At 60.4% G+C, this 22,913-nt stretch carries 24 protein-coding genes and 3 pseudogenes; 14 read left to right on the top strand and 13 right to left on the bottom strand.

The window, feature by feature from the left end; translation table 11 throughout:
* Positions 1-8: 8 nt before the first annotated feature.
* Positions 9-427: pseudogene (locus tag ACSZOQ_RS11655) on the top strand (CBS domain-containing protein).
* A 184-nt stretch (positions 428-611) separates the two neighbouring features.
* On the opposite strand, the pseudogene ACSZOQ_RS11650 reads toward ACSZOQ_RS11655, so the two are convergent.
* The 3 genes and pseudogenes from ACSZOQ_RS11650 to ACSZOQ_RS11640 all read right to left on the bottom strand — a co-directional run.
* Positions 612-942, bottom strand: a pseudogene (locus ACSZOQ_RS11650) (transposase); the annotation flags it as partial.
* 76 nt (positions 943-1,018) lie between these two features.
* Entirely contained in the window at positions 1,019-1,783 is a 765-nt protein-coding gene (locus tag ACSZOQ_RS11645) for a slipin family protein (RefSeq protein WP_439922687.1), read from the bottom strand.
* The gene (locus tag ACSZOQ_RS11640) at positions 1,780-3,150 is read right to left on the bottom strand and encodes an NfeD family protein (protein ID WP_439922686.1); all 1,371 of its coding nucleotides are present in this window, start codon (positions 3,148-3,150) and stop codon (positions 1,780-1,782) included. The genes ACSZOQ_RS11645 and ACSZOQ_RS11640 overlap by 4 nt, the downstream gene beginning before the upstream one ends.
* A gap of 484 nt (positions 3,151-3,634) precedes the next feature.
* On the opposite strand from ACSZOQ_RS11640, the gene ACSZOQ_RS11635 reads away from it, so the two are divergent.
* Positions 3,635-3,946, top strand: a complete 312-nt coding sequence (locus tag ACSZOQ_RS11635) for a recombinase family protein (protein WP_439922685.1) — start codon at positions 3,635-3,637, stop codon at positions 3,944-3,946.
* Positions 3,947-4,307: 361 nt separating this feature from the next.
* On the opposite strand, the gene ACSZOQ_RS11630 is transcribed toward ACSZOQ_RS11635, so the two are convergent.
* The 4 genes from ACSZOQ_RS11630 to ACSZOQ_RS11615 form a co-directional block, all read right to left on the bottom strand.
* On the bottom strand, positions 4,308-4,715 hold the full coding sequence (locus tag ACSZOQ_RS11630) for a PRC-barrel domain-containing protein (protein WP_439922684.1): 408 nt from the start codon (positions 4,713-4,715) through the stop codon (positions 4,308-4,310).
* A gap of 93 nt (positions 4,716-4,808) precedes the next feature.
* Entirely contained in the window at positions 4,809-4,931 is a 123-nt protein-coding gene (locus tag ACSZOQ_RS11625; protein WP_439922683.1) for a hypothetical protein, read from the bottom strand.
* Between the two features lie 226 nt (positions 4,932-5,157).
* Positions 5,158-5,343, bottom strand: coding sequence for a hypothetical protein (locus tag ACSZOQ_RS11620; RefSeq protein WP_439926161.1), 186 nt, complete (start codon positions 5,341-5,343; stop codon positions 5,158-5,160).
* A 173-nt stretch (positions 5,344-5,516) separates the two neighbouring features.
* Positions 5,517-5,795, bottom strand: a complete 279-nt coding sequence (locus tag ACSZOQ_RS11615) for a DUF2270 domain-containing protein (RefSeq protein WP_439926026.1) — start codon at positions 5,793-5,795, stop codon at positions 5,517-5,519.
* Between the two features lie 26 nt (positions 5,796-5,821).
* Between ACSZOQ_RS11615 and ACSZOQ_RS11610 the strand changes: the two genes are divergently transcribed.
* Together ACSZOQ_RS11610 and ACSZOQ_RS11605 are read left to right on the top strand one after the other, a co-directional pair.
* The gene (locus ACSZOQ_RS11610) at positions 5,822-5,959 is read left to right on the top strand and encodes a hypothetical protein (RefSeq protein WP_439922682.1); all 138 of its coding nucleotides are present in this window, start codon (positions 5,822-5,824) and stop codon (positions 5,957-5,959) included.
* Positions 5,960-7,145: 1,186 nt separating this feature from the next.
* The gene (locus tag ACSZOQ_RS11605; protein WP_439922681.1) at positions 7,146-7,364 is read left to right on the top strand and encodes a hypothetical protein; all 219 of its coding nucleotides are present in this window, start codon (positions 7,146-7,148) and stop codon (positions 7,362-7,364) included.
* A gap of 107 nt (positions 7,365-7,471) precedes the next feature.
* Here ACSZOQ_RS11605 and nadC read toward each other — a convergent pair whose 3' ends face one another.
* The 4 genes from nadC to ACSZOQ_RS11585 are packed head-to-tail and all read right to left on the bottom strand — an operon-like array spanning position 7,472 to position 11,897.
* A complete protein-coding gene (gene nadC, locus ACSZOQ_RS11600; RefSeq protein WP_439922680.1) occupies positions 7,472-8,335 on the bottom strand; it encodes a carboxylating nicotinate-nucleotide diphosphorylase in 864 nt (287 codons plus the stop codon).
* 14 nt (positions 8,336-8,349) lie between these two features.
* Positions 8,350-9,882 carry an L-aspartate oxidase gene (locus ACSZOQ_RS11595; RefSeq protein ID WP_439922679.1) on the bottom strand — a complete coding sequence of 511 codons (1,533 nt, stop codon included), beginning with the start codon at positions 9,880-9,882 and terminating at the stop codon, positions 8,350-8,352.
* A complete protein-coding gene (nadA, locus tag ACSZOQ_RS11590; protein ID WP_439922678.1) occupies positions 9,879-10,862 on the bottom strand; it encodes a quinolinate synthase NadA in 984 nt (327 codons plus the stop codon). The genes ACSZOQ_RS11595 and nadA overlap by 4 nt, the downstream gene beginning before the upstream one ends.
* Positions 10,863-10,913: 51 nt before the next feature.
* Positions 10,914-11,897, bottom strand: coding sequence for an NUDIX hydrolase (locus ACSZOQ_RS11585; protein ID WP_439926025.1), 984 nt, complete (start codon positions 11,895-11,897; stop codon positions 10,914-10,916).
* A gap of 248 nt (positions 11,898-12,145) precedes the next feature.
* Here ACSZOQ_RS11585 and ACSZOQ_RS11580 point away from each other — a divergent pair, with 248 nt between their 5' ends.
* The 4 genes from ACSZOQ_RS11580 (at position 12,146) to ACSZOQ_RS11565 (ending at position 15,596) form a co-directional block, all read left to right on the top strand.
* Positions 12,146-12,439 (top strand): Dabb family protein, encoded by a 294-nt coding sequence (locus ACSZOQ_RS11580; RefSeq protein WP_439922677.1) that lies wholly within the window; start codon positions 12,146-12,148, stop codon positions 12,437-12,439.
* A 129-nt stretch (positions 12,440-12,568) separates the two neighbouring features.
* Complete coding sequence (locus ACSZOQ_RS11575) at positions 12,569-13,702, top strand: 8-amino-7-oxononanoate synthase (protein WP_439922676.1); 1,134 nt, start codon at positions 12,569-12,571, stop codon at positions 13,700-13,702.
* A complete protein-coding gene (gene bioD / locus ACSZOQ_RS11570; protein WP_439922675.1) occupies positions 13,699-14,337 on the top strand; it encodes a dethiobiotin synthase in 639 nt (212 codons plus the stop codon). The genes ACSZOQ_RS11575 and bioD overlap by 4 nt, the downstream gene beginning before the upstream one ends.
* Positions 14,337-15,596: an adenosylmethionine--8-amino-7-oxononanoate transaminase gene (locus tag ACSZOQ_RS11565; RefSeq protein ID WP_439922674.1), complete on the top strand. Its 1,260-nt coding sequence runs from the start codon at positions 14,337-14,339 to the stop codon at positions 15,594-15,596. The genes bioD and ACSZOQ_RS11565 overlap by 1 nt, the downstream gene beginning before the upstream one ends.
* A gap of 31 nt (positions 15,597-15,627) precedes the next feature.
* Here the strand turns inward: ACSZOQ_RS11565 and ACSZOQ_RS11560 are convergent, their stop codons facing one another.
* A complete protein-coding gene (locus tag ACSZOQ_RS11560; RefSeq protein ID WP_439922673.1) occupies positions 15,628-16,104 on the bottom strand; it encodes a hypothetical protein in 477 nt (158 codons plus the stop codon).
* Between the two features lie 130 nt (positions 16,105-16,234).
* On the opposite strand from ACSZOQ_RS11560, the pseudogene ACSZOQ_RS11555 reads away from it, so the two are divergent.
* From ACSZOQ_RS11555 to ACSZOQ_RS11530, 6 genes and pseudogenes are all read left to right on the top strand, one after another.
* Positions 16,235-16,543, top strand: a pseudogene (locus ACSZOQ_RS11555) (Crp/Fnr family transcriptional regulator); the annotation flags it as partial.
* A gap of 159 nt (positions 16,544-16,702) precedes the next feature.
* Complete coding sequence (locus ACSZOQ_RS11550; RefSeq protein WP_439926023.1) at positions 16,703-16,966, top strand: helix-turn-helix domain-containing protein; 264 nt, start codon at positions 16,703-16,705, stop codon at positions 16,964-16,966.
* 369 nt (positions 16,967-17,335) lie between these two features.
* A complete protein-coding gene (locus tag ACSZOQ_RS11545) occupies positions 17,336-18,691 on the top strand; it encodes an ABC transporter substrate-binding protein (protein WP_439922672.1) in 1,356 nt (451 codons plus the stop codon).
* Positions 18,692-18,806: 115 nt separating this feature from the next.
* Positions 18,807-19,682, top strand: coding sequence for a branched-chain amino acid ABC transporter permease (locus ACSZOQ_RS11540; protein WP_439922671.1), 876 nt, complete (start codon positions 18,807-18,809; stop codon positions 19,680-19,682).
* 13 nt (positions 19,683-19,695) lie between these two features.
* Positions 19,696-21,573 carry a branched-chain amino acid ABC transporter ATP-binding protein/permease gene (locus ACSZOQ_RS11535; protein WP_439922670.1) on the top strand — a complete coding sequence of 626 codons (1,878 nt, stop codon included), beginning with the start codon at positions 19,696-19,698 and terminating at the stop codon, positions 21,571-21,573.
* The gene (locus ACSZOQ_RS11530; RefSeq protein WP_439922669.1) at positions 21,570-22,268 is read left to right on the top strand and encodes an ABC transporter ATP-binding protein; all 699 of its coding nucleotides are present in this window, start codon (positions 21,570-21,572) and stop codon (positions 22,266-22,268) included. The genes ACSZOQ_RS11535 and ACSZOQ_RS11530 overlap by 4 nt, the downstream gene beginning before the upstream one ends.
* 152 nt (positions 22,269-22,420) lie before the next feature.
* Here ACSZOQ_RS11530 and ACSZOQ_RS11525 read toward each other — a convergent pair whose 3' ends face one another.
* Positions 22,421-22,858 (bottom strand): HIT family protein, encoded by a 438-nt coding sequence (locus tag ACSZOQ_RS11525; protein WP_439922668.1) that lies wholly within the window; start codon positions 22,856-22,858, stop codon positions 22,421-22,423.
* Positions 22,859-22,913: the final 55 nt, after the last annotated feature.

Here is a 22,913-nt window from a genome sequence, read left to right as displayed (position 1 = left end):
GGTCCGCCATGAAAGTCAGAGACGTAATGCACAAGGGTGTCGACTGGGTCAGTCCTGACACCCCTGTCACCGAACTTGCGAAATTGATGCGAGGGCATGACATCGGCTGCATTCCGATCGGAGAGGATGACCAACTGATCGGATGGTGACCGACCGCGACATCGTCTGCAAAGGGCTTGCGAACAATGACTTCGACGCTCGCCGCGCGATGGCGCGCGATGTGATGACCGAAGGCATCCATTGTTGCCGAGAGGACGATGACCTCGCAAAGGCGATACATCACATGGAGAAGCTAAAGCTCCGAAGGCTGCCGGTGATCAGCAAGAGCAAGCGGATGATCGGCATCGTCAGTCTGGGTGACGTCGGGCAGGCTACGTCCGGTGATTTGCTATCAGAGTACGTCAAGAGTGTTTCGGCTCATCACTGAAACACGGCCGTCGCTCCTCTGACATTGCAGCATCACTTTTCTGAAACGAAGTCGCCAACAGACGAAAAAACGAGAAGTCATTCCATCCGATCAACGAAGTGGGTTATGTCGAATGCCTCGCCTTCAAACTAAGGCGCTGTGGAAGCACTGATCGCATTTTGCGTAAGAGTTTTAGGGTCAGGACTCACAACCAATAGCTGCCGGTTGCAGCGATGCAGACGGCGGCAAAGGAAGTGTTTTGCGTTGCGGTCATGACGAGTGGCGATGCGGCGGAAGTCCTTGAGCCGACTGAACATACGCTCGATGGCGTTCCGGTTACGATACAGGACAGGCGAGAAGAAACTCTTCCACCGCCGGGCTTTCGCCGGGATGTTGGGCATTGCACCTCTGGCTTCGACCTGGCGACGGATCGCATCGCTGTCGTAGCCCTTGTCGCCGTGGAGCATGGAGGTCTTCGGCATCTGCACCAGCAGTAGTTCTCCAGCGGTGCAATCTGCGATCTGGCCGCCCGTAATCCTCCGCAGGGGATCACTATTGTCCGCGAATTGCAAGGTGACCGGACAATCGGTAATTCTCACGTCATGGCAGAAGTCATGAAGTTCCGTCGGGTCGCGGCGTTAGATGGCTGAGCAGATCCATCGGCAGTGGAAAGACCACAGTCGATGATCGCTCGCCCGCAATATCGTGCAACGCCGCAAAATAGCGCAGCTGCATTGCCTGCGGCTCGCGAGCGAGGATCCGTCCGGCTTCGACGAGCTTCTCAGCGGCTTGCTGCTCGCCCATCGCATTGATTACTTTTGCCCGCCGCAGCCGCTCCGCCTCGGCCTGCTTGGCGATGGCGCGCACCATGTTTTCATTGAGGTCGATGTCCTTGATCTCGATATTGGTGACCTTGATTCCCCACGCATCGGTTTGCTGATCGAGGATTTCCTGAATGTCGGCGTTGAGTTTGTCGCGCTCCGCGAGCATCTCATCCAACTCATGTTTGCCGAGCACTGAACGCAGCGTGGTCTGCGCTAACTGGCTGGTCGCGGCCATGAAGTTTTCGACCTTGATGATCGCGCGTTCGGGATCGACGATGCGGAAATAGAGAACGGCGTTCACCTTGACGGAAACGTTATCGCGGGAAATCACGTCCTGCGGCGGCACGTCCTGCACCTTCACCCTGAGATCGGCCTTCACCATCTGCTGCACGAACGGAATCAGGATGATGAGGCCCGGACCTTTCACACCGGTGAAGCGTCCGAGCGTGAAGACGACGCCGCGCTCGTATTCACGTAGGATACGAACGGCCGAGGAGAGAAATACGATCACGACGGTCGCGAGCACTATATAGGCTACATAATCGAGCATCATCGCATACCTCCTTCACCGGTGCTGAGTGCCGACCGGCGACGCACCATCAGCGTCAGATCCGTGATGCTGGCCACCTCGACCGTCTCTCCGGGCCTGAAGGCTTCCGTGCCGCGGGCTTGCCAGCGCTCACCCTGCGTGAAGACGTGGCCTGCAATATCGTTCCAGTCGATAACCTCGGCGGTCAGGCCACGCATTGCCTGCGCGCCGACTTGTGCCGAAGCTTTGCGGGCGCGCCGAAGCGAGCCAAGCACGATGAGAAACAGTCCGATGAATATCGTCGCCACGATACCGACGAACGTCCATGACAGCCGGTATCCGGGCGCTTCGATCTTGAACAACATCAGCGCGCCGAGGCCGAGAACCACGGTCGGGTTGAAGGTCTCGATCGTCAGAAGCGCGATCCCCAGCATCAACAGCCCAAGGCCGGCATAATTGATCGGCAGCAGGTTGAGGGCATAGAAGCCCAGCAGTAGACAGATCGTGCCGACCACGCCGGGCGCGACGGCGCCAGGAGACATGAATTCGAAAAGCAGGCCATAGGTGCCAACCAGCAGAAGAATGAGGGCGACGTTGGGATCGGTGATGATCGACAGAAATTGCGAGATCCACCCGGGACCGATCGTCTCGATCGTCGCGGCCTTCGTTGCCAGATGCCGCCTGTCGCCACCGGGCAGCTCCACGACGCGGCCATCGATTTGCCTGAGCAGTTCGACCGGGTCGCGCGCGATGAGATCGATGACACCCGCTTGCAACGCGGCGCTGGCGGAAAGGCTGGCTGCCTCGCGGACGGCTTTCTCGGCCCAATCGGCGTTACGTCCTCGCAACTCGGCCAGGCTGCGGATAAAGGCGACGACGTCGTTCGTCGCCTTCGCCGTCATTGTGTCCTTCGGCTCCGTTTGTTGGGCACTTTTTTTGTCCTTGCCGTCTTTGTCGGGGATGCCTGGCAGGCCCGGCACCGGGCTTCCGATCTGCACTGGCGTCGCTGCGCCGAGATTGGTGCCCGGCGCCATTGCGGCGATGTGCGTGGCATAGAGGATATAGGTGCCGGCGCTGGCGACATGGGCTCCGGACGGGGCAACATAACCTATGACGGGAACGGGCGAGGCCAGCACATCGGCGATGATCTCGCGCATGCTGCTGGCGAGGCCGCCCGGCGTATTCAGACGCAGAATGACGGCGTCTGCGTGTCGTTCGCGTGCCTTGGTCAGAGCGTCCTTCACGTAACCGGAGGTCGCCGGTCCGATCGCTCCATCGATCGCGATCGTCAGCACAAGTTTGCCGCTCTCTTCCGTCGAGGCGGGAAGGGGAGAGAAAACGAAAGCCGCGGCTGCAAGTGCCGCAACAAGAGTCGCCTGTACGGCCTGCACAGTAAGGACTCCCTGATCAGGATGATATGGGGAGAACCTCGCTCAACCTCAATATGACCGGGAATGGCGAGCCGCTCGTCTGCCGGAGCAAAAGCATGGGCGGGCGAGACGGGATAAGACCGGAAATTATATATTGATCTCAATCATATATAAGTTTGCAGTTTTATTCTGAATGGCGTCACGCGAGCGCGTCATGGTTTCGCGCTCATTTATCCAATCTGTACATGCTTTGCGTCGCTCCTGCTCCGCCAGCAAGCGAAGCTGGCAAGGGGCGCCAAAGACACGGAGCGCGCCATGTCTCAGACACCAATACCGCGATCGCCGTGATCGGCAGCGGTGTGCAACAAGATCAAGTGCGGCATTTCACGTCCTATCGCTTGTCACCACGCGAATATTCCTTTTAAGCCCGCATAGAGGGAACCCCCCGCTGTCACGACGATGCCGATAAGCGGTCCTACTGTGTGAAGCAGATCCTGGATAATACGTGCGCGGCGCCGGAGCTGCTCCTCGCCGACATGCGGACCAAGAACTCGTGCTATCTTGTAAGCAACCGCATCGACGCCTTCCGTTGGTGGTTGCTAAGGTGGACCGGCTAACGCGTTCGGTCGCCTTCCTGAGCCGACTACTTGAAGCTGGTGTTGACGTTCGCTTTGCCGATCTACCAGCCATCGAAGGTCCGACCGGCCGATTCATGTTGCAGCAGATGGCCGCCGTGGCCGAACTAGAGGCCGGTCTGATTTCCAGCCGTACCCGCGCGGCCTTAGCTGCTGCCAAGGTAAGGGGAGCTAGGTGGTAGCCGTGGATTCAAACCCACGGATGACATGCGAGCTGAAGGCTAATGAGGCGCTAGGCAAGAAGGTTGCTACCCGTCTCATGGACATTGCGCCGGAGATTAAGAAGCTGCAGGAGAGCGGTGCAAAGTCATTGCGGGAGATCGCAGCTGGATTAAACGAAGCTAGTAGTCCGACCGCACGCGGCGGTAAGTGGTCCGCTGTTCAGATCAGTCGCGTTTTGGGTCGAATGACCTAAGCTCGATAGGCTGGCTTAGCAGGGCGGTCGACCCAACGGCCGCACCGCACGGTGGCCTCCTGGCCCATCGCTCTTGCAGCAGCCCAATCCCTTGTTGCAGGCTCCGATCGGTGCCCAATCCCTTCCGACTACGGTTTATGCGTAAAATACCCACCAACCTTACCAAACCAGTGCTTGTCAGCAGAAAGGACTTCCTCGTTGTAGTAGTCGTCCAGTTCGGCGTATCTAGCGTTCCAATCGAAGATGGTCTCGGTACCATGTTTCGGAGCGCCGTGCAGCCGGTTCTCGCTAATGTCGGAACGGTAACCGCCAAGATCGGAATCAAATCGCAACAGCTTCCAGGGCACCGGGAAATGGTCTTTGCCGATACCGAGAAATCCACCGAAACTGAGCATAGCGTAAGCGATTTCCCCGCTGGTCTTGTCGATCATGACACTTTCAATTTTACCAATCTTCTTGTTCTCAGCACCGTAGACAGCTTTCCCCGACTCTTTATCGCTGGCGGTCAGATGGCCAGTTTCGGGATCGTTACCCATGGGACACGCTCCTTTGCACAAGCATGTGAGGAGTTGACTAATCCGCCGACTAACCGTTCGTTCCTTAATCGGTCGGCCTGTCGTTGGCATTCGTTAAGCCAGCATCACCCAGGCCGATTGAAACAGCTTACGAACCAGACTGGTCTCGCCGGGCTGCAGGGTGAGGTCGCCTGCAAGTTTCTCGGGACGGGCAGTTCCGATAGGGAACACACCCATCCCTCGTTGCAGGGCGGCGAGCACCCGCATCACGGCTGGCTCGGGCGCGGCTGCGACGGGTCGTCATCGAGGAGCTTATGCAGTCGCGCGACTGTCCTTAAGATTTCTCGGCGTATGAGGGCTGCCAATGCAAGCTGACGCCCGCGCCACCACTGGCGGACGGACAGGCGGTTTCGCCTAATAGGGCGGGATCGCCTTTATCGTGTCCGCCGATATCGCAGCCGGTCTAATGCTTCCGGTGTTCGGACCGCTCGCGGTAGATCGTGGTCCACGACCCATGTTTGTTTCCCGTCAGCTCTTCCAGTACGATGCGGATCTTCTCTTCCGCTGAATACTGCCGGCGGGTCTGACGCCGAATGTCCTTCAGCACTCGTTCTGCCGGTGTTTTGTCCGGCCCGGATTTCTGTTTCATCTTCGCTCCTTGCGGCTACGATGAACCAGAAATCCTCCCTTCGGAAAGTCCCTCAATTTGTCTCAGGGGTGCTGACGGGAACACGCGGCTCACTGACAAGCACGTTTGTGGACGCTTTGGCGTCAAGTCGATCGCCCGACCATGGGGGGTTGGGCAGACGCCCCACCTCCTGCTTAACCCATCGCCACCTTGTCGCCCTTGGCGTCGTGCTGGCGTTGGTCGAGCCACATCGTGCCGAACGCGAACGCCAGCCAGCCGAAATAGTAGGCAAAGCCTGTCATCAGAACGATCCAGCCGGGAATCGGTCCGGCGGCGCGATCGGAATATTCGGCCAGGGTCGCCGCAGAGGTCGGATGGATGGCTATCTTGCCGTAATAGGCGATTGCCTGGATGGCGAAAATCCAGACGTAGTTGCGACGCAAACGCCGCCCAGCCGCGCGGACAAACGAAATGTGATGGTGCGGTACCGTGTAGTCGCGTGCGAGAATTACAGGAGCGTACCGACAGCCCTTGGTATCCCTCGATGCGGCTGTTCCGCCCGCGCGGGGAAGGTGACTGGGACTATGTGTTCGATTCCGCCTCGGTCGAACTGATGGCGCTGGCGAGGCTCGTATGAGTGCTTTGAGACCTTGGGCGATAAAAATTACACTGCAATTTCAATTATATATGAGTTCGCAGTTTTATTCCGAGTGGCGCGCCAATTAAATCAATCAGTTATCGGCAGATTGATTATATCGTCGAATATTGGTTGAATAAACATCGGCAAACGGCCGCGAGCCATTCGACCATCCATCCAGCGAAGTGCCGGTTTGCCTTTGAAATTTAGGCGGCGAAGTATCTGTCGATCTGGTTGTTCTTGATCGTGAAAAATGAGAGTCTATCTTTGCCAGCTACGCATCCTTATGGGTCCCGCAAAGAATGAATTTAATACTGACCATTGTATTTGGGGTCGTCGGACTTGTTCTGAGTTTTGGATTTTCTGTCCCTCCAGACCACTCAGTGTTGCGGCTCATAGCACCGGTTGGAGTGATGGTGGGATATCAAGCGGGCCAGCTTGTCGGCAGGTTCGTAAGACCGCGTCCCAAAAGATTTCTGACTTTATTCGTGAGCACAATATTTTGCGGCTACTTTGTGTTTGCTTATATCCAAACGCTTCGAATGGGATCGGCCAATACATCAGACATCGTGAATCTGGGTGTGCTGCTCGGCTTGTCTTTTTTCTGGCTGGGATTTTTATTGCCTTTCACCCGCGCTCCGAAGGAAATCATGAACCTGTGGTCAAGGGCGACCGAGCGTCCTCGGAATTAAGCCAACAAATCGGGTAAGGCTGACCGGAATGCCGAAACTCGCGCGGCCTATGCCATGCGCAAATTGCGGCGCTACCTCGATCGGCGATCTCGTTCCTATCCGGGTAACGCTGCCTTTTTTCAATGCGGCGGGTAGCGACACGGCCTTCGCCGGTATTCGTCGATGGTTGAATGCTCAATAACTGAAATTAAGCCCCGTTTCCCTCTTACATGAACGCATGGAAGCCTGTATAAAGATACATCATAAATATATGATTCAGGAGTGCCGGGATGTTGAATTTACAAATATCCTGACGCGTCGAAGACTCTCGCTGGCGACCGCATCTGATTTCCCCGCATAGGGCGCAGAAACCAGACGATCACAACGCGCTGGCCGATTACGGCGCTCCCCACTTGAAGTTCCACCGGAGCTAGTCGGAACGGCCAAGCTACAAAACGAAAGGCACGGCTATGGAACGTCTGGGCATGGGTCGAATCGCTATTCTAGTAGCGTTGATGACCATCCTCTTCGCGGCAGGCGTGTGGGCGATCACGTTCTGGAATGAGAGCTCTGGCGTCGCGATGACCAAACACGGTTGGATCGCGCTTGGCCTTGGCACGTTCTTTTCGCTTACCATCGGATGCGGGTTGATGGCCTTGATGTTTTTCAGCAGTCGCAGCGGACACGATGAGGTGGCGGACCCCTTCAGGAAACGAGAACCGCCTGCGAAGTAACCCGGCGCCAAGGGCGGCATCTTGCATCGATCCTGAGGTGACTCGATCTTACCCGCATCGAGGCGATTGCCTCGGAACATCGATGTCCAAACCGAGCTCGGTCGGTGTCAGGCACTTGCCTCGGTTTTGAAATCAAGTCCGATGTCGAGAATGCCGACGCTGTGCGTCAGCCAGCCGATCGAAATCAGGTCAACGCCGGTTGAGGCGACCGAGGGCGCTGTCGCTGGCGTGATGCGGCCGGAGGCTTCGGTCACCGCCCGGCCGGCAACCAGCGCGACGGCTTCCCGGAGCGTGTCCGGATTCATATTGTCGAGGAGCACCGCATCGACACCCTGATCGAGCGCTTCGCGCAATTGATCGAGCGTGTCTACTTCCAGTTCGATCTTGACCAGATGGCCGACGCAGCTTTTCGCGCGCTTCAGCGCCTCGGTGACGCCGCCGGCGATGGCAACATGGTTGTCCTTGATGAGAACGGCATCGTCGAGGCCGAACCGGTGGTTGCTGCCGCCGCCGACGCGAACCGCGTATTTTTCGATGGCGCGCAAGCCGGGCGTGGTCTTGCGGGTGCAGACGATTTTCGCCTTGTAGTCTTGAACCGCGGCGACCACGGACGCTGTCGCCGTGGCGATCCCGCTCAGGCGGCACAGGAAATTCAACGCCACTCGCTCCGCCGTCAAAATGCCTCGCGCGGGACCCGACAAGGTCGCGATCACATCGCCCGACCCGACAACCGCGCCATCATCGTGCGCGACGTGTGTCTCGATCGCCGGATCGATGAGCTGGAACGCGAGCCGCGCCAGATCGAGCCCAGCGACGGTTCCTGGCTGGCGAGCCACCACGAGGGTCGTGGCCCGGCGGCCGACCGGTACGATCGCATCGGTCGTGAGATCGCCGGAGCGGCCGATATCCTCGAGCAAGGCCGCACGAACCAGCGGTTCGATCATGATGTGCGGGAGGGCAGGGAGCGACATTGTGTTCCAGCGTGTTAGCTAACCAAATCCGGAATGTAGTCTTGTGCGGCGTCGAGCGCGTCGCTGAGGCGCAGCGTCGAACGTTCCGCGCGGATCGCGTGCTTGGGAAAGTCGGTGCGCGCATGTGCGCCGCGGGTTTCCTCACGGCGAAGCGCTGCGATCACGATCATCAGGGCGACAATGGCCGGGTCACTTGCGGCCTGTTGCGAGGCAGCAAGCGGTGACAGGACACGCGCGGCAGCGCGCAATCCGTCGCCGTCGCGCAACACGCCGGCAGCGCGCGAGAGAATCGGCCGTATCAGGGTCGGATCGCTGCTGCCGATGCTTCCATCCGGAATCCTGGGATCGCGCCGCTTCGCAGACGCCCTCCCGCTGATGTCCTCGGCGACAAAGCCAGCGCATACCATCGCCTCGACAAGCGAATTGCTGGCCAGCCGGTTCGCGCCATGAAGGCCCGTGCTGGCGACTTCACCGCATGCCCAAAGACCGTCAATCGACGTCCTTCCGCGTTTGTCGACGGAAATTCCGCCCATGTGATAATGCGCGGCGGGACGGACCGGGATCGGCTGCGTTGCCGGATCGATTCCTGCGTCGCTGCAAAACGAGGTGATCGCCGGGAAGCGTCGGGCGAAGTTGATCCCTTTTAGATCGCGGGCATCGAGAAAAACGTGGTGGCCCGCTGCCATATGCCGCCAGACCGCGCGCGCGACGACGTCGCGAGGCGCAAGCTCGGCGCCCGGCGTGTCTGCCATGAAGCGATCGCTCTTTTCGTCAATGAGGATCGCTCCTTCGCCGCGCACGGCCTCGCTGATCAGTTTCAGCGGAAAGGAGCCGGTGTCGAGCGCCGTCGGATGGAACTGGATGAATTCGAGATCGGCCATGATCGCGCCGGCCCGCGCTGCGAGAGCGAGGCCCTGACCACACGATCCTGCCGGATTGGTCCCGTGGAGAAACAATCCGCCGATGCCTCCGGTAGCAATGACGACGCGGTCAGTGAGGAAAGCCACGGGATCGCGGTTGGTCTGGCAGACGACCCCTCTCACCGTATTGTCCTCGACAATCAATCGCTGCGCGCGGGTCGCCTCGCATACGGTGATCGAAGGTGTTTCATAGACCTTGCGGACCAGCGTGCGAATGATGTCACGTCCGCTTGCGTCACCTCCGGCATGGACGATCCGGCGGCGCGAGTGGGCCGCCTCAAGGCCAAGCGCGACGTTGCCGTTGGCGTCGCGATCGAAAGCCACGCCGAGCCGTGACAGCCGTTCGATCGCAGCCGGTGCATCGTCGAGGATTGCCGCAGCGACGCGCTCGTCGCAAAGGCCATCTCCGGCTGCGAGGGTATCCGCCAGATGCAGCGATGCGTCGTCATCCGGCCCGATAGCAGCGGCGATGCCGCCTTGCGCGAGGATGCTCGATGTCTCGCAGCCCAACGGTGCGCTGCTCACGAGCAGCACCGGTCGCGGCGCCAGCGCAAGCGCCGTCATCAGGCCGGCAAGACCCCCGCCGATGACGACGGCAGCGCCGTTAGTGTCATGCAGAGCCGTCATCTGACCGCCAGCATTCGCTCGACAGCGAGTCGCGCGCGCGCTGCGATGCCCGGATCGATCGTGACTTCGTGCTGCATTGTCTCGAGCGCGTGACGGATATTGCCGAGCGTGATCCTCTTCATGTGCGGGCAGAGATTGCAGGGACGAATGAACTCGAGGCCGGGATAATCGGTGGCGACGTTGTCACTCATCGAGCATTCCGTCAGGAGCATGACCCTGGGCGGCCGCTTGGTTGCGACATAGGAAGACATCGCGGCGGTCGATCCGGCGAAATCGGCTTCCGCCACGACTTCCGGCGGGCACTCCGGATGGGCCAGGACGACGACGCCGGGGTAATTTTCGCGTAGCTGCCGCACTTCTTCGGCGCTGAAGCGCTCATGCACCTCGCAATGGCCGGTCCAGGCGATGATCTTGACGTGCGTTTCGGCAGCGATGTTCTTCGCCAGATATTCGTCAGGCAGCATGATGACGCGCTCGACGCCGAGCGACTCGACGACGGCCTTCGCATTGCCCGACGTGCAGCAGATGTCCGACTCGGCCTTTACCGCGGCCGATGTGTTCACGTAGGTGACGATCGGAACGCCGGGATGGGTTTGCCGCAACAGCCGCACATCCGCGGGCGTGACCGAGTCCGCAAGCGAGCAGCCGGCGCCCGTATCCGGGATCAGCACGGTCTTCGACGGATTCAGCAACTTGGCCGTTTCGGCCATGAAGTGCACGCCGGCGAGCACAATCACGTCGGCTTCCACCTGCGTTGCCTCGCGGGCCAGCGCAAGGCTGTCGCCAACGATATCGGCCACGCCGTGAAAGATCTCCGGCGTCTGATAGTTGTGCGCAAGAATGACCGCGTTGCGGCGCTTCTTCAGCTCAATGATCGCATCGACGTCGTCGGCGAATGTGGGCCATTCGATCTCGGGGATCGCATGCCGCACTCTGGGGTAGATCCGGGTCGACGGTCGCAGTGCAAGGGCTGGCGACATGACTATACTCCAATCGAGTACCTATTATACTGATATTGAGTATAAGTATTGTCAAGTCCCCGAAACGGGTAATTTTGTCCCCGCGATCGCGCGCTCGGCGAGTACCGCGCGGCGGAATCGGAAAAGTTTTGCCGGCCGGCCGCCGGTCTCCTGACTCGTTTCGCCAGTATCCTCCACCAGCTCCTGCTGCTCGATCAAACGGCGAAAGTTCGGTTTGTGCACGAGTTTTCCAGCGAGCGCTTCAACGCAGCGTTGCAATTGCAGCAGCGTGAACGTGTCCGGCATCAGCTCGAATACGACCGGGCGATATTTGATTTTGGCCCGGAGCCTCGCAATTCCGGTCGCCAGGATCCGACGATGGTCCAGAATCATGGGATCACCCGGCACGGTGTCGGCTGCCGGGGCGGACGGACGATCGCCTCGTAGGGCTTCCGGGATCAGTCGCGCCTCGTAGAGCAGCTCGTAACGTTGCAAGACGAGTTCTTCGTTCCAGACGTGGCCGTCGAAACCGAACAGCATCGCCGCTCGTTGCCGGCGATCGCTCCGCGTTGCCCGCTCAGGCGCCGCTGCGGTCCAGGCGGCAAGTCCGGACCGGAGCGTCTTCTCCATGGGCGGAGCGCCGATGCGATGGTCCTCCCAGGGGAAATAGTCGTACCAGCTTCTCCAGCTTGCCCCATATTGGCCAGACTCGGCTTGCTCGCGGGTGAGGCCGAGATAACTGATTGAGATGACGCGCTGGTCGACGGCGCCGGCGCGATCCCGATCCGCGAAGGTGTAGAGTTGCTCGACGTAGCCCAGCGGCAGCCGTGTTTGGCGCTCGACCCAGGCGCGAAGTCCCGATTGCAGCGACCGATGAGCCAGTTCGAAAGGACCAGACGGCAACGCGTGCTGATCCTGAAGTGTCAAAACACGGGGATCGCCGGATGTGACCGCCACCAGCAGCGCAATCAGGTCCGCCGCAATTCCCTGTTTGGATGCGGGGGACACCGAACGCATATGCGTCTTGGGTCGGATGTGGCCAAGCGGATCACTCATTGCAATCGGGTCACTCATCGGGCGGGCTCAAGCGCCGAGGTCAGGTGTGTCCAAGGTTGCGGACATCGGAAAAGAGTCATGTCTCATATGGGCAGTATTTGGCGGAATATTCAACTGGACGCCCCCAGCTTGTGAAGATCGCGGCACCCCCGGTGCTGCACCCCAGACGGAGAGTCGTCAGCGTTGCGTTAGAGTTGACGGCAAGATAGTCATGCGACCAGGACCACCCTCTACCCCTACGGCCAGCCATGATACGTCACATCGTTTTATTCACCGCGAAAAATAAGGGCGACATCGACAAGATGATCGACGGTCTGTCGCTTCTCATGGCGATCCCGCACGCGCGCCGGCTCGAAGTCACTCGCAATCGAAAGACCGACCAACTCGGCAACGACATCGACGTTGTCGTTTATGGAGAATTCGACAGCGAAGCGGAACTCGCAGCGTATAAGGCGCACGATCTATACCAGGAATCGACAACGCGGGTGCGACCGCTCCGGGAATTGCGCTTCGCGGCTGACTACGATGTTCCCGCCGAGTAGATTAGATCTGACGGTCGGTCTCGGCGGAGAGCCGCCTTCGCTGGAAGATTATGCCACGGAATGTTGCGCAGCACGGCTGCCGTCGTTGGTGATGTAAACGCGAAGCTTCGGCTCCGGCCGGGACACATGATGGTGCACGAGGTTTATACGGCAGATTTGCAGGCGCTCGCGGGTCGGGGCCGTCTCCGTGCGCTGCGTGGGCGCTCGGGCATCGATCTCGCCTCGAACGACTACCTCGGTTTGGCAGAATCGGAAGAATTGCGACAAGCCGCTGTCGATGCGCTGGCGCGAGGGGTGCCGATCGGAGCCGGCGGGTCGCGCTTGTTACGCGGCAATCATCCTGAACATGAAGCTCTGGAATGCGAAGCGGCGGCCTATTTCGGCGCCGAATCTGCGCTCTATTTCGGCGCCGGCTATGTCGCCAACTTCGCCATCTTCTCGACGCTGCCGCAGCGCGGCGATCTCGTCGTGCATGACCAACTGATACATGCCAGCGTCCATGAAGGCGTTCGTCGCGGCCGCGCCGAATTTGTCGGGGTTTCGCACAACGACATCAATGCGTTTGAGTCAGCAATCGTGAGGTGGCGCGCGGCTGGCGGCAAGGGCCGGCCCTGGTTGTCGGTTGAAAGCCTCTACAGCATGGACGGCGATAGCCCGAACCTGACTGATCTGTTTGCCGTTGCGGACCATTACGACGCAATGGTCGTGATCGACGAGGCCCATGCGACGGGTGTGCTGGGCCCGCAGGGGAGGGGGCTTGCCGCGCCGTTCGAGGGTCGCGACAATGTCATCACGCTGCACACCTGTGGCAAGGCGCTGGGGACGGTCGGTGGCTTCATTCTCGCACCGACGATCATCCACGACTTTCTGGTCAATCGCTCGCGACCGTTCATTTTTGCCACCGCGCCATCGCCCCTGATCGCAGCGGTGACGCGTGCCGCACTCGAGATCTCCCGGACCAATCCCGAGCGTCGGGAACGCCTGGCCCGTCTGGTGCAGTTTGCGGGAGGCGAACTGCGTCGACGCTGCAATATTGAGCCGTCCGGCTCGCAGATCCTTCCGGTGATCGTCGGCCCCGATCAGGCCGCGGTCGCGCTGGCGGCGTCATTGCAGGGCCGAGGTTTCGATGTTCGTGCGATCCGCCCGCCGACGGTCCCCGAAGGCACCGCGCGGCTGCGCATCGCGTTGACGCTCCATGTCGACGAGACGATTGTCGCTGAGTTGTTCGCGGCTTTGGCCGAAGACATGCGAGCCGCCGCGTGAGCGTGCGCATCATTGTAACGGGCACGGATACCGGCATTGGCAAGACGGTTTTCTCGGCGGCGCTTGCCGGCGCGCTCGACGGATTTTACTGGAAACCGGTCCAGGCGGGGCTGGACGAAGAAACGGACTCGCAAACGGTGCTGCGGCTGTCGGGCCTCGCCGCCGAGCGCGTGCTGCCGGAGGCCTATCGGTTGCGGACGCCGGCGTCGCCGCATCTCGCCGCTGAGCTTGACGGCGTGACCATCGAACCCGACTCTCTGCGGGTGTCGGAGAAAGATCGTCCGCTGGTGGTCGAGGGCGCCGGCGGCCTGCTGGTGCCGCTGACGCGTGACGTTACCTATCTCGATCTCATGGCGAGCTGGCGCCTTCCGGTGGTGCTCTGCGCCCGCACCACGCTGGGCACCATCAATCACAGTCTACTATCGATCGCGGCGCTGCGCGCGCGGGGCGTTGCGATGCTCGGCATCGCCTTCATCGGTGACGCGAATGTCGAATCCGAACGGATCATCACCGATATGGGCAAGGTGCGACGTCTCGGCCGCCTGCCGCATGTTGCACCCTTGACCCGCGATACGTTGCGCGAAGCCTTTACCGGCGGTTTCGATATCCGCGATTTTCTGAAAGGACCGGCTTGATGACGCAGGCATCGCCGGTATGGCATCCGTTCACCCAGCACGCGCTACAGCCGGAGGCGATACCGATCGCCAAGGGTGAGGGCGCCTGGCTCGAGACTGTCGACGGCCGGCGTATCTTCGATGCGATTTCGTCATGGTGGGTGGTAACGCACGGTCATCGTCATCCGCAGATCGTGCAGGCGATCAGGGACCAAGCCGACCGCCTCGATCAGGTGATCTTTGCCGGCTTCACCCATGAGCCGGCCGAAAAGCTCGCGCGGCAGCTTGTTGCGATGACTCCGCCGGGACTCGACTATGTCTTCTTTTCCGACAGCGGTTCGACCTCGGTCGAAGTCGCGCTGAAAATGGCGCTCGGCTTCTGGCGAAATCGCGGCGAGCTGCGCTCTCGCATCCTGGCGCTGGAAGGGGCCTATCACGGCGACACCATCGGCGGCATGTCAGTCGGCCAGCGAGGTGTCTTCAATGCGCCCTATGATCCGCTGCTGTTTGATGTGGAGCGGATACCGTTTCCTGCGGCCGGCCGCGAACAGGCAACGCTGGATGCGATCACGATGGCATGCCGGAACGCGGGGGTCGCGGCACTGATCGTCGAGCCGTTGATCCTTGGCGCCGGCGGCATGCTGATCTACCCGGCTTGGGTGCTCGCGGAGATGAAGCGGATCTGCGAAGCTCACGGCGTTCTGTTGATCGCCGACGAGGTGATGACGGGGTGGGGTCGCACCGGAACGCGCTTCGCCTGCGAGCAGGCTGACGTGACGCCCGATATCGCCTGTTACTCCAAGGGCCTCACGGGCGGTTCGCTGCCGCTTGCGGTGACGCTGTGCCGCGCGGATATCTTCGATGCGCATTATTCGACGGATCGCAGCAAAACCTTCTTCCATTCCAGCTCTTACACTGCGAACCCGATCGCCTGCGCCGCCGCTTGCGCGAACCTGGAGATTTGGCAGAACGAACCGGTGATGGAGCGCATCGCAGCAGTCGCGCGCGCGCAGACCAAGGGTCTTGATCGCTTTCGCGAGGATCGGCGCTTTACCAACGTCCGTCAGATCGGAAGCATCGCCGCACTTGATATCGTCACGGATGACGCCGGTTATCTGGCCGGCATCGGGCCGCGCCTTTACGACAATTTCCTTCGCCGCGGCCTGCTAGTCCGGCCGCTCGGGAATACGATTTATCTCATGCCGCCGTACTGCAGCACGCCGCACGAACTCGACCGCGTCTTCAGCACAATCAGCGAAATTGCCGACGAGATCGGATAACCAACTTTTCGACAACCGAGGGTGGTCGCGATCAAAAGACCGACCATCCATGGCTTCCTGTGACCGCGCCAAATACGGTCGCGAGACTAAGCCCTAGCAGAATCCAATGCGCCCGGTGTAGCCGTGCAAAGGCAACGTCCGGCCGCTCGGTCGCCAACCGATGGAAGTGGCGCTGCAGGATAAAGGGCTCGCCGATGAAGAGTACGAAGGCGAACAGCAGCCAAAGGCCCACCATCGCGTCCATCCACCAGAAAGCCGGCATCCGAAACCGACCCCAAAGGTTGAGCTGCCACGTCATGTAGAGGCCGCTCAAGCCAACGATGATGACTGATGCACGCGCTTGCCAGATGAAACGCCGCTCGATGGCTTCGAACGCCTTCAGCCGGTTCGGACCGAGATCGCCGCGCCGGAGCGCCGGAAGGGCCACCGTCGTTGCCATCGAGACGCCGCCGATCCAGACGATCACGGCAAGCACGTGGAGCGCACGCGCGACGATGATGTCATCCATGAAGCACCTGCATCCTTTGGCGACGACGTGAACCGCCGACTTCGCAAGGTGTACGGCAACGCCATTCGGCACGGGTTGCGCAAACGCAATTCGCTATCATTTTCGGCAAGCCGGGTTTACTCTCCGGAGAATGAGCAAGGCTCCTCCTTTGTCTCGGCAGATTCTTTCAAACCTCGAACTCTTTCGAGGCTTGCCGACAGCAGCGCTGGACGACGTCCTTGCCTCCGCCACGACGCGCTCCTTTGCCCGCGATTTTCGTGTGTTCAATCAGGGCGAAACACGCGTGCGCGCTCATGTCCTGATCGATGGCTGGATCAGGATTTCTCAATCCGGCAGCGATGGAGCACAGATCGTCGTGCGCTTCATCGGATCCGGCGATATTTTTGGTGCAATCTCCTTGTTCACGGATCGGCGCTATCCTGCTGACGCTGACACATTGACGGACGCAACCGAGGCGAGCTGGAGCGATCGAGCTTTGCTCGACCTGATGAACAACCACCCCCAGATCGCCGTCAATGCTGTTCGCATCGTCGGTCACCGGCTTCAAGAGGCACAGCATCGGGTTCGCGAACTTGCCACCCAGCGCGCGGAGCAGCGCGTGGCTCATGCGTTGTTGCGACTGCTCCGACAGGTGGGCACCACGACCTCCAAAGGCATTGTCATCCGCTTTCCGCTTCGCCGGAAAGACATTGCCGATATCGCCGGAACGACGCTTTATTCCGCGAGCCGCATTCTGAGCGCCTGGGAAAGAGCCGGCTGGCTGAAGACGCTCGATCGGCGTATTGCCGTCGAAAGTCTCTCGGAGCTGATGCGGATCGCGGAGGATGAGAACGGAAGGGAAACCGCGCCGTTATCATCATGAGCGTCGGATCCACTCGGCAGGCTGCGCACCGGCAGCAAGGTCGATTTCACGGCTTGCTCCGACGATCCCGCTGAGGGCTCGATGTGGAGAAATGTCCCACCGAATTCAATGACCAGAGTGGCTATGAGATCGTGCGTTGGAGCGCGGAGGGCGGTTGCTCCGGTTATCCGTCTTATCTCGCCAAGAGCTCTGATTTTTCGGAGGAAACGCCCTTCCCTTCGACGAAAGTGACATTGACAGACCTACGGCGAAAGGACTTGTTGTAACGGTACCCTGGTCGGCGCTGGTTAACGGGCGCGCCAGCCTGTCTGTCAGATTGGCAATGAGTGAAATTGCACAACACACACACTTTTTGGGAGGACATGCGCGATGAAGAAGGTTCTTGAGCAGGCATTGGATGCGGCCGTATCGCGCCGCTCCCTGTTGCAGGGCGGCGCGGGCCTGGTCGGCGGCTTGATGCTGCCGGGTGGCCTGATCATGCCGGCCTTCGCCGATGACAAGCCGGCGATCGGCACATGGCCCGCCGGATCTTCCGGTTCGTCGGTGACCATTGGCGTTGCGGTGCCGCGCACCGGCACCTACGCCGTGCAGGGCGAGGACGAACTCAAGGGCTGGGAGCTCGCGGTGGAGCATCTCAATTCCGGTCACGAGCTGATGAAGAAGCTTTCGCCGAAGACCAAGAAGGGCGTGCTCGGCAAGGAAGTGAAGCTGGTGGTCGCGGATTCCGGCGCCAAGCCGAACGAAGCTGTGCAGGCGCAGCAGCGCTTCATCAGCGAGAACAAGGTTGTGCTGATGACCGGTTCGACCTCGAGCGCGGTCGCGGTCGCTCTCAACAAGCTGGCGCAGCGCGAGCACGTACTCTACGTCGCCGGGATCTCCGGCTCCAACGACACCACCGGCAAGGATTGCGTGCGCTACGGATTCCGGCAGGGCTTTTTCGGCCAGACCGCGGCGTCAGCGATCGCGCCGGTGCTGGTGAAGCAGTTCGGCAAGGACAAAAAAGTCGCCTACATGACGCCGGACTACACCTACGGCCACACCGTGACCAAGTCGATGCAGGACATGACCAAGGATGCCGGCTGGACCACCGTGACCAATCAGGTCTCGCCGCTCGGCGCGCCGGATTACTCGTCCTACCTGCTGAACGTCGCCAATTCCGGCGCCGATCTCCTCATCAACGTCAACTGGGGCCATGATGCGGTGCTGTCGATCCAGCAGGCCAAGCAGTTCGGCGTGCTCGACAAGATGAAGCTGGTCGTGCCCTACCAGATCCCGTTCCTCGCGCGCGAAGCGGGCGGCGGCCTGATGGCTGGCGTCTACGCGGCTACCGACTACTGGTGGACCGTCGAGGACAAGTATCCGCTCGCGAAGATGTTCAATGAGTCGTTCAAGAAGAAATACGGCTACAACCCGGAGTGGGGTGCGGAAAACGCCTATGTCAGCTTCGCCCACTGGGCGCGCATGGTCGAGGAAGCCGGCAGCTTCTATCCGCCGGATATCATCAAGACCTGGGAAAAGGGCGAGACCATTCCCTCCCTGCTCGGCGACGTTCGCTATCGGCCGGAAGACCACCAGTGCGTGCGGCCTGTGATCATCGTCAAGGGCAAGGATCCCAAGGCGATGAAGAACAAGGAAGACTATTACGATATTGTCGAGATCGTCCCGGGTGAGGGACTGATGCAGAAGCCGGACGCCTTCGGCTGCAATCTCGGCGACTATACCTGATCCAACCGAGATACCGGCGCCGCGGGTGATCATCAACCTGCGGCACCGGTTTTTGACGTAGGATGCATTTTGGCGAGCAGGATACATTTTCAAACATGCCTGGCGATTGCGCGTCATGATGAATTGGCCAAATTTCGTTTCTCAACTTTTCAACGGGCTGGCGCTCGGCGCCTTGCTCGCGCTGATCAGTTCCGGCTTGACTATCATCTACGGTACGCTCGGCGTGCTGAATCTCGCGCACGGCGCGATGTTCATGCTCGGCGGCTATGCCGGTTATGTCGCGTACACCTATACCGACTCGTTTGTTGTCGCTGTCATCGCGGGCTCGCTCTTCGTCATGGTCCTCGGCATCGTGATGGAGCGGGTTATCATCCGCCATTTCTATCACCGTCCGCATGAGGATCAGTTGCTGGTGACGTTTGGCCTCGGCATCTGTTTCGTCGAGATGGTGCGGTTCATTTTTTCAAGTCAGTCGCTGGTGGTTCCGCCACCGCCGCTGTTTCAGGGCATCACCTCGCTCGGCTTCATGTTCTATCCGACCTATCGCCTCGCGGTCGTCGGCATCGTCGCGGTCGCGCTGGCTGCCCTGTTCATCGTGCTCTATCGCACGCGGCTGGGCATGATCGTGCGCGCCGGCATTGAAGACTCGGTCATGGTGGATTCGCTCGGCATCAACGTCTACCGCGTCTTCATGATCGTGTTCGGAATCGGTGCGATGGCGGCCGGCTTTGCCGGCATCGTCAACGCTCCGGTGGTGTCCCTGACGCCCGGCGTCGGCGACGACATCCTGGTTCAGACATTCGTGGTCGTGGTGATCGGCGGCGTCGGATCGTTTCCAGGCGCCATTCTGGGTGGGCTGATTGCCGGCGAGATCATCAGCATCACTTCAATGATTAATCCCGGTTATGCCTACGTCATGCTGTTCGTGGCAATGACGCTCGTGCTGGTGCTGCGGCCTCACGGTCTGCTCGGCACGCAGGGACGGGAATAAGTGTGATTGTCAGATGCTGAAGCAACGTCGTTTCCTGATCGAGATCCTCACCGCGGTCGGTCTGATTATCGCGCCATTCGTGCTGCCGCATATCGGCTTTGCGCCCAACACGGTGAACCGCATCCTGGTCTGGGGCTTCTTCGGCCTCGGTTTCGACATCCTGTTCGGCTTTACCGGCCTGCTGTCGTTCGGACAATCGGCGTTCTACGGCACCGGCGGCTTTGTTGCGGCCTACCTGTTGACCCGGGCCGGATTCCCGGATGTCTTTCTCGCGCTGGTGATCGGCATGATCGGGGCTGCTGTTACCGGCTACTTCATTGGCCTGATTGCGCTGCGCCGGACTGGCATCTATTTCGCCATGATCACGGTGGCGATCGCGGAAGTCTTCTACTTCGTCGAGTTCAATCCGCTGGCGCACTGGACCGGTGGCGAGAATGGATTGCCCGGCGTTCCGACACCGAGCTTTAATCTCGGCTTCACCACGCTCGAATTCACCACCGGCTGGTCGCTCTACCAGTTTCTGGCAGTGTGCTATTTCGTTGGTGTCGTGATTGCGCTGCGCATCGTGCGCTCGCCGGTCGGTGCGATCTTCCGCGCGATCCGCGACAATCCGCTGCGCGCCACGGCGGTCGGCCACAATATCCACGGTTACAAGCTGACGGCATTCGTCATTGCCGCTGCCTATGCCGGTTTTGCCGGTGGGCTGCTGGGCTCGATGCAGGCCTTTATGCCGCCAGATGCGTTCATGTTCGATACGTCCGGTCAGCTCATCATGCAAACCGCGATCGGCGGTCCCGGAACGCTGTTCGGCCCGCTGGTCGGCGCGGCCGTCTGGCTGTTCCTGCAGGATTTCCTGCAGTCGGCTCTCGGTCTGGGTGCAGCATGGAAACTAGTGCTCGGCGCCGTGTTCGTGCTGCTGGTCTGCTTTCTGCGGCGCGGCATCATCGGTGGCATCGCGGACCTTTACCGCCTTGCCGTCGGCAAGCGCGCCCATCGTGAACCGGTCGCAGCGTCAGCGACCGCTTTGACCGCAGAGGAAGAACAAAAGATCGCGGAGGCCGAGGTCGCGAAGGAGCCGGACCCGCCGCCGATGGCCCCCCTGCATCGCGCGAGCGATGGTTATGCCGGTCCGATCCTGCAGGCGACCGGTCTGACCAAGCGTTACGGCGGTCTCCTTGCCAACAGCGATATCGATTTCACTGTCAACCATGGCGAGTTGCGCGGCATTATCGGCCCGAACGGCGCCGGCAAGTCGACGTTTTTCAAGATGTTGACCTGCGAAGTCGCGCCGACATCGGGCAAGATCGTGTTCGAGGGGCTCGATATCACCGGGATGAATGTCACCGACGTCTGCCAGCTCGGTCTGACCAAGAGCTATCAGGTCAATCAGTTGTTCACCGGGCTGACCGTGCGCGAGAATCTTGTCATCGCAGCGCTTTCAGAACTGCGCGGCAAATTCCGCCTCGACATGTTCCGTAGTCTGGACAGCATTCCTGGATTGTCGGAGCAGGTCGAACGCACGCTGAAACTCGTCAATCTGACGGCGCGGCCGGACACGCCGGTGTCGGAGCTCGCCTACGGGGAAAAGCGCCGGCTGGAGATCGGGCTGGCGCTGGCCACCTCGCCAAGTCTCCTTCTGCTCGACGAGCCGCTCGCCGGCATGAGCCCGCGAGAGCGCGTGGAAACGGTCAAGTTGCTGAAGTCCATCAGTAAGGGCCGTACCATGATCATCATCGATCACGACATGGATGCGCTGTTCGAACTTGCCGAACGCGTCACCGTGCTGCAGGAAGGTCGGGTGCTGGTCGAGGGAACGCCGGACGAAATCAAGAACAACGCCGCGGTCCAGGAGGCCTATCTCGGGGGCGTGCACGGAGTACTCGACGCATGAGCTTGCTCGAGGTCAACGGTCTGAACAGCTATTATGGGGATTCCCATATCCTCTTCGATGTGGCGATGCGCGTCGAGCGCAACGAGGTTGTGGCGCTACTCGGGCGCAACGGCGCCGGCAAGAGCACCACGCTCAAGAGCCTGATGGGCGTGGTCACGCCGCGTTCCGGCAGCGTGATATTCGACGGCACCGATGTCGCCGGCCGCAAGAGCCACAAGATCGCGCAGGCCGGAATGCAGCTGGTGCATGAGGAGCGCCGCATTTTCGGCAGCCTCAGCGTTGAGGAAAACATTGTGCTCGCGGGGCTGACGGCTGCGAAACGCTGGCCGCTCAATCGCATCTACGAGATGTTCCCACGGCTGAAGGAGCGGCGGAATAACCGCGGCAACGAGCTGTCCGGGGGCGAGCAGCAGATGCTGGCGATTGCGCGCGCACTCATACGCGATCCCAAGATCATCCTGCTCGACGAGCCGTTCGAGGGGCTCGCACCGGTGATCGTGAAGGATCTCATGAGAGCCTGCCGCGATCTGGCTGCCGCCGGTCAAACCATCGTGCTGGTGGAGCAGAACCTGGCGGCGACGCTCGCGCTCGCCCAGCGCATCTATATCATCAACAACGGCCACATCGTGCATGAGGGGCCGGCCCAGGAGCTCAAGGCGCAGCCGGACATCCTGCAACGCTATCTCGGCGTCTAGCTTCGGGTTCGCAAGCTCGAGGCGCTCTCGAATACCGAGCATGAAACGATCTATAGCGTTTCCGAGCGAAGTGGGTACCGGTTCGTGTCAAGAAAACGCGTCAAAACAAAAAGCTGGAGCCCGGCTTTGATTCCATCAAAGCCGGAATAGCTCTAGGAGCCGAGCGCGGCGATCAGCCGGGCCGCGTGATCTTCCAGCACCTTGACGTCTTCTTTCCGGCTCTGGGGCGGCAGCAGTCCGACCCCCGACTTCATCGGCATGACGTGCATATGCAGGTGAAATACCACCTGTCCGCTGGCGGGTTCGCTGAATTGCTGGACGATGATGCCGTCCGCATTGAAGGCCTTCATGGCGGCGATCGCGATCGTCTTCGCAGTTCGTGCGACTTCGGCAAGATCGTCCGCTGAAATGTCGAGGATCCCGCGGGCAGGGGCCTTCGGGATCACCAGCGTATGGCCCGGTGTGCGCGGCATGATGTCGAGGAACGCGAACGTGCGCGCGTTTTCATAGACCTTGAAGCACGGAAGTTCGCCGCGAAGAATTTTCGCGAAGAGGTTCTGATCGTCGTAAGCCGGCACCGTTCCCACCATGTTTGTCTCGGGTTGCTCTTCCTGGAAGGGCCATACACCGAACGAGATGCGTGCC

It is taken from the genome of Nitrobacter sp. JJSN (assembly GCF_051912485.1).
GTDB lineage: Bacteria > Pseudomonadota > Alphaproteobacteria > Rhizobiales > Xanthobacteraceae > Nitrobacter.
This window is presented reverse-complemented; position numbering and strand designations above follow the sequence as displayed.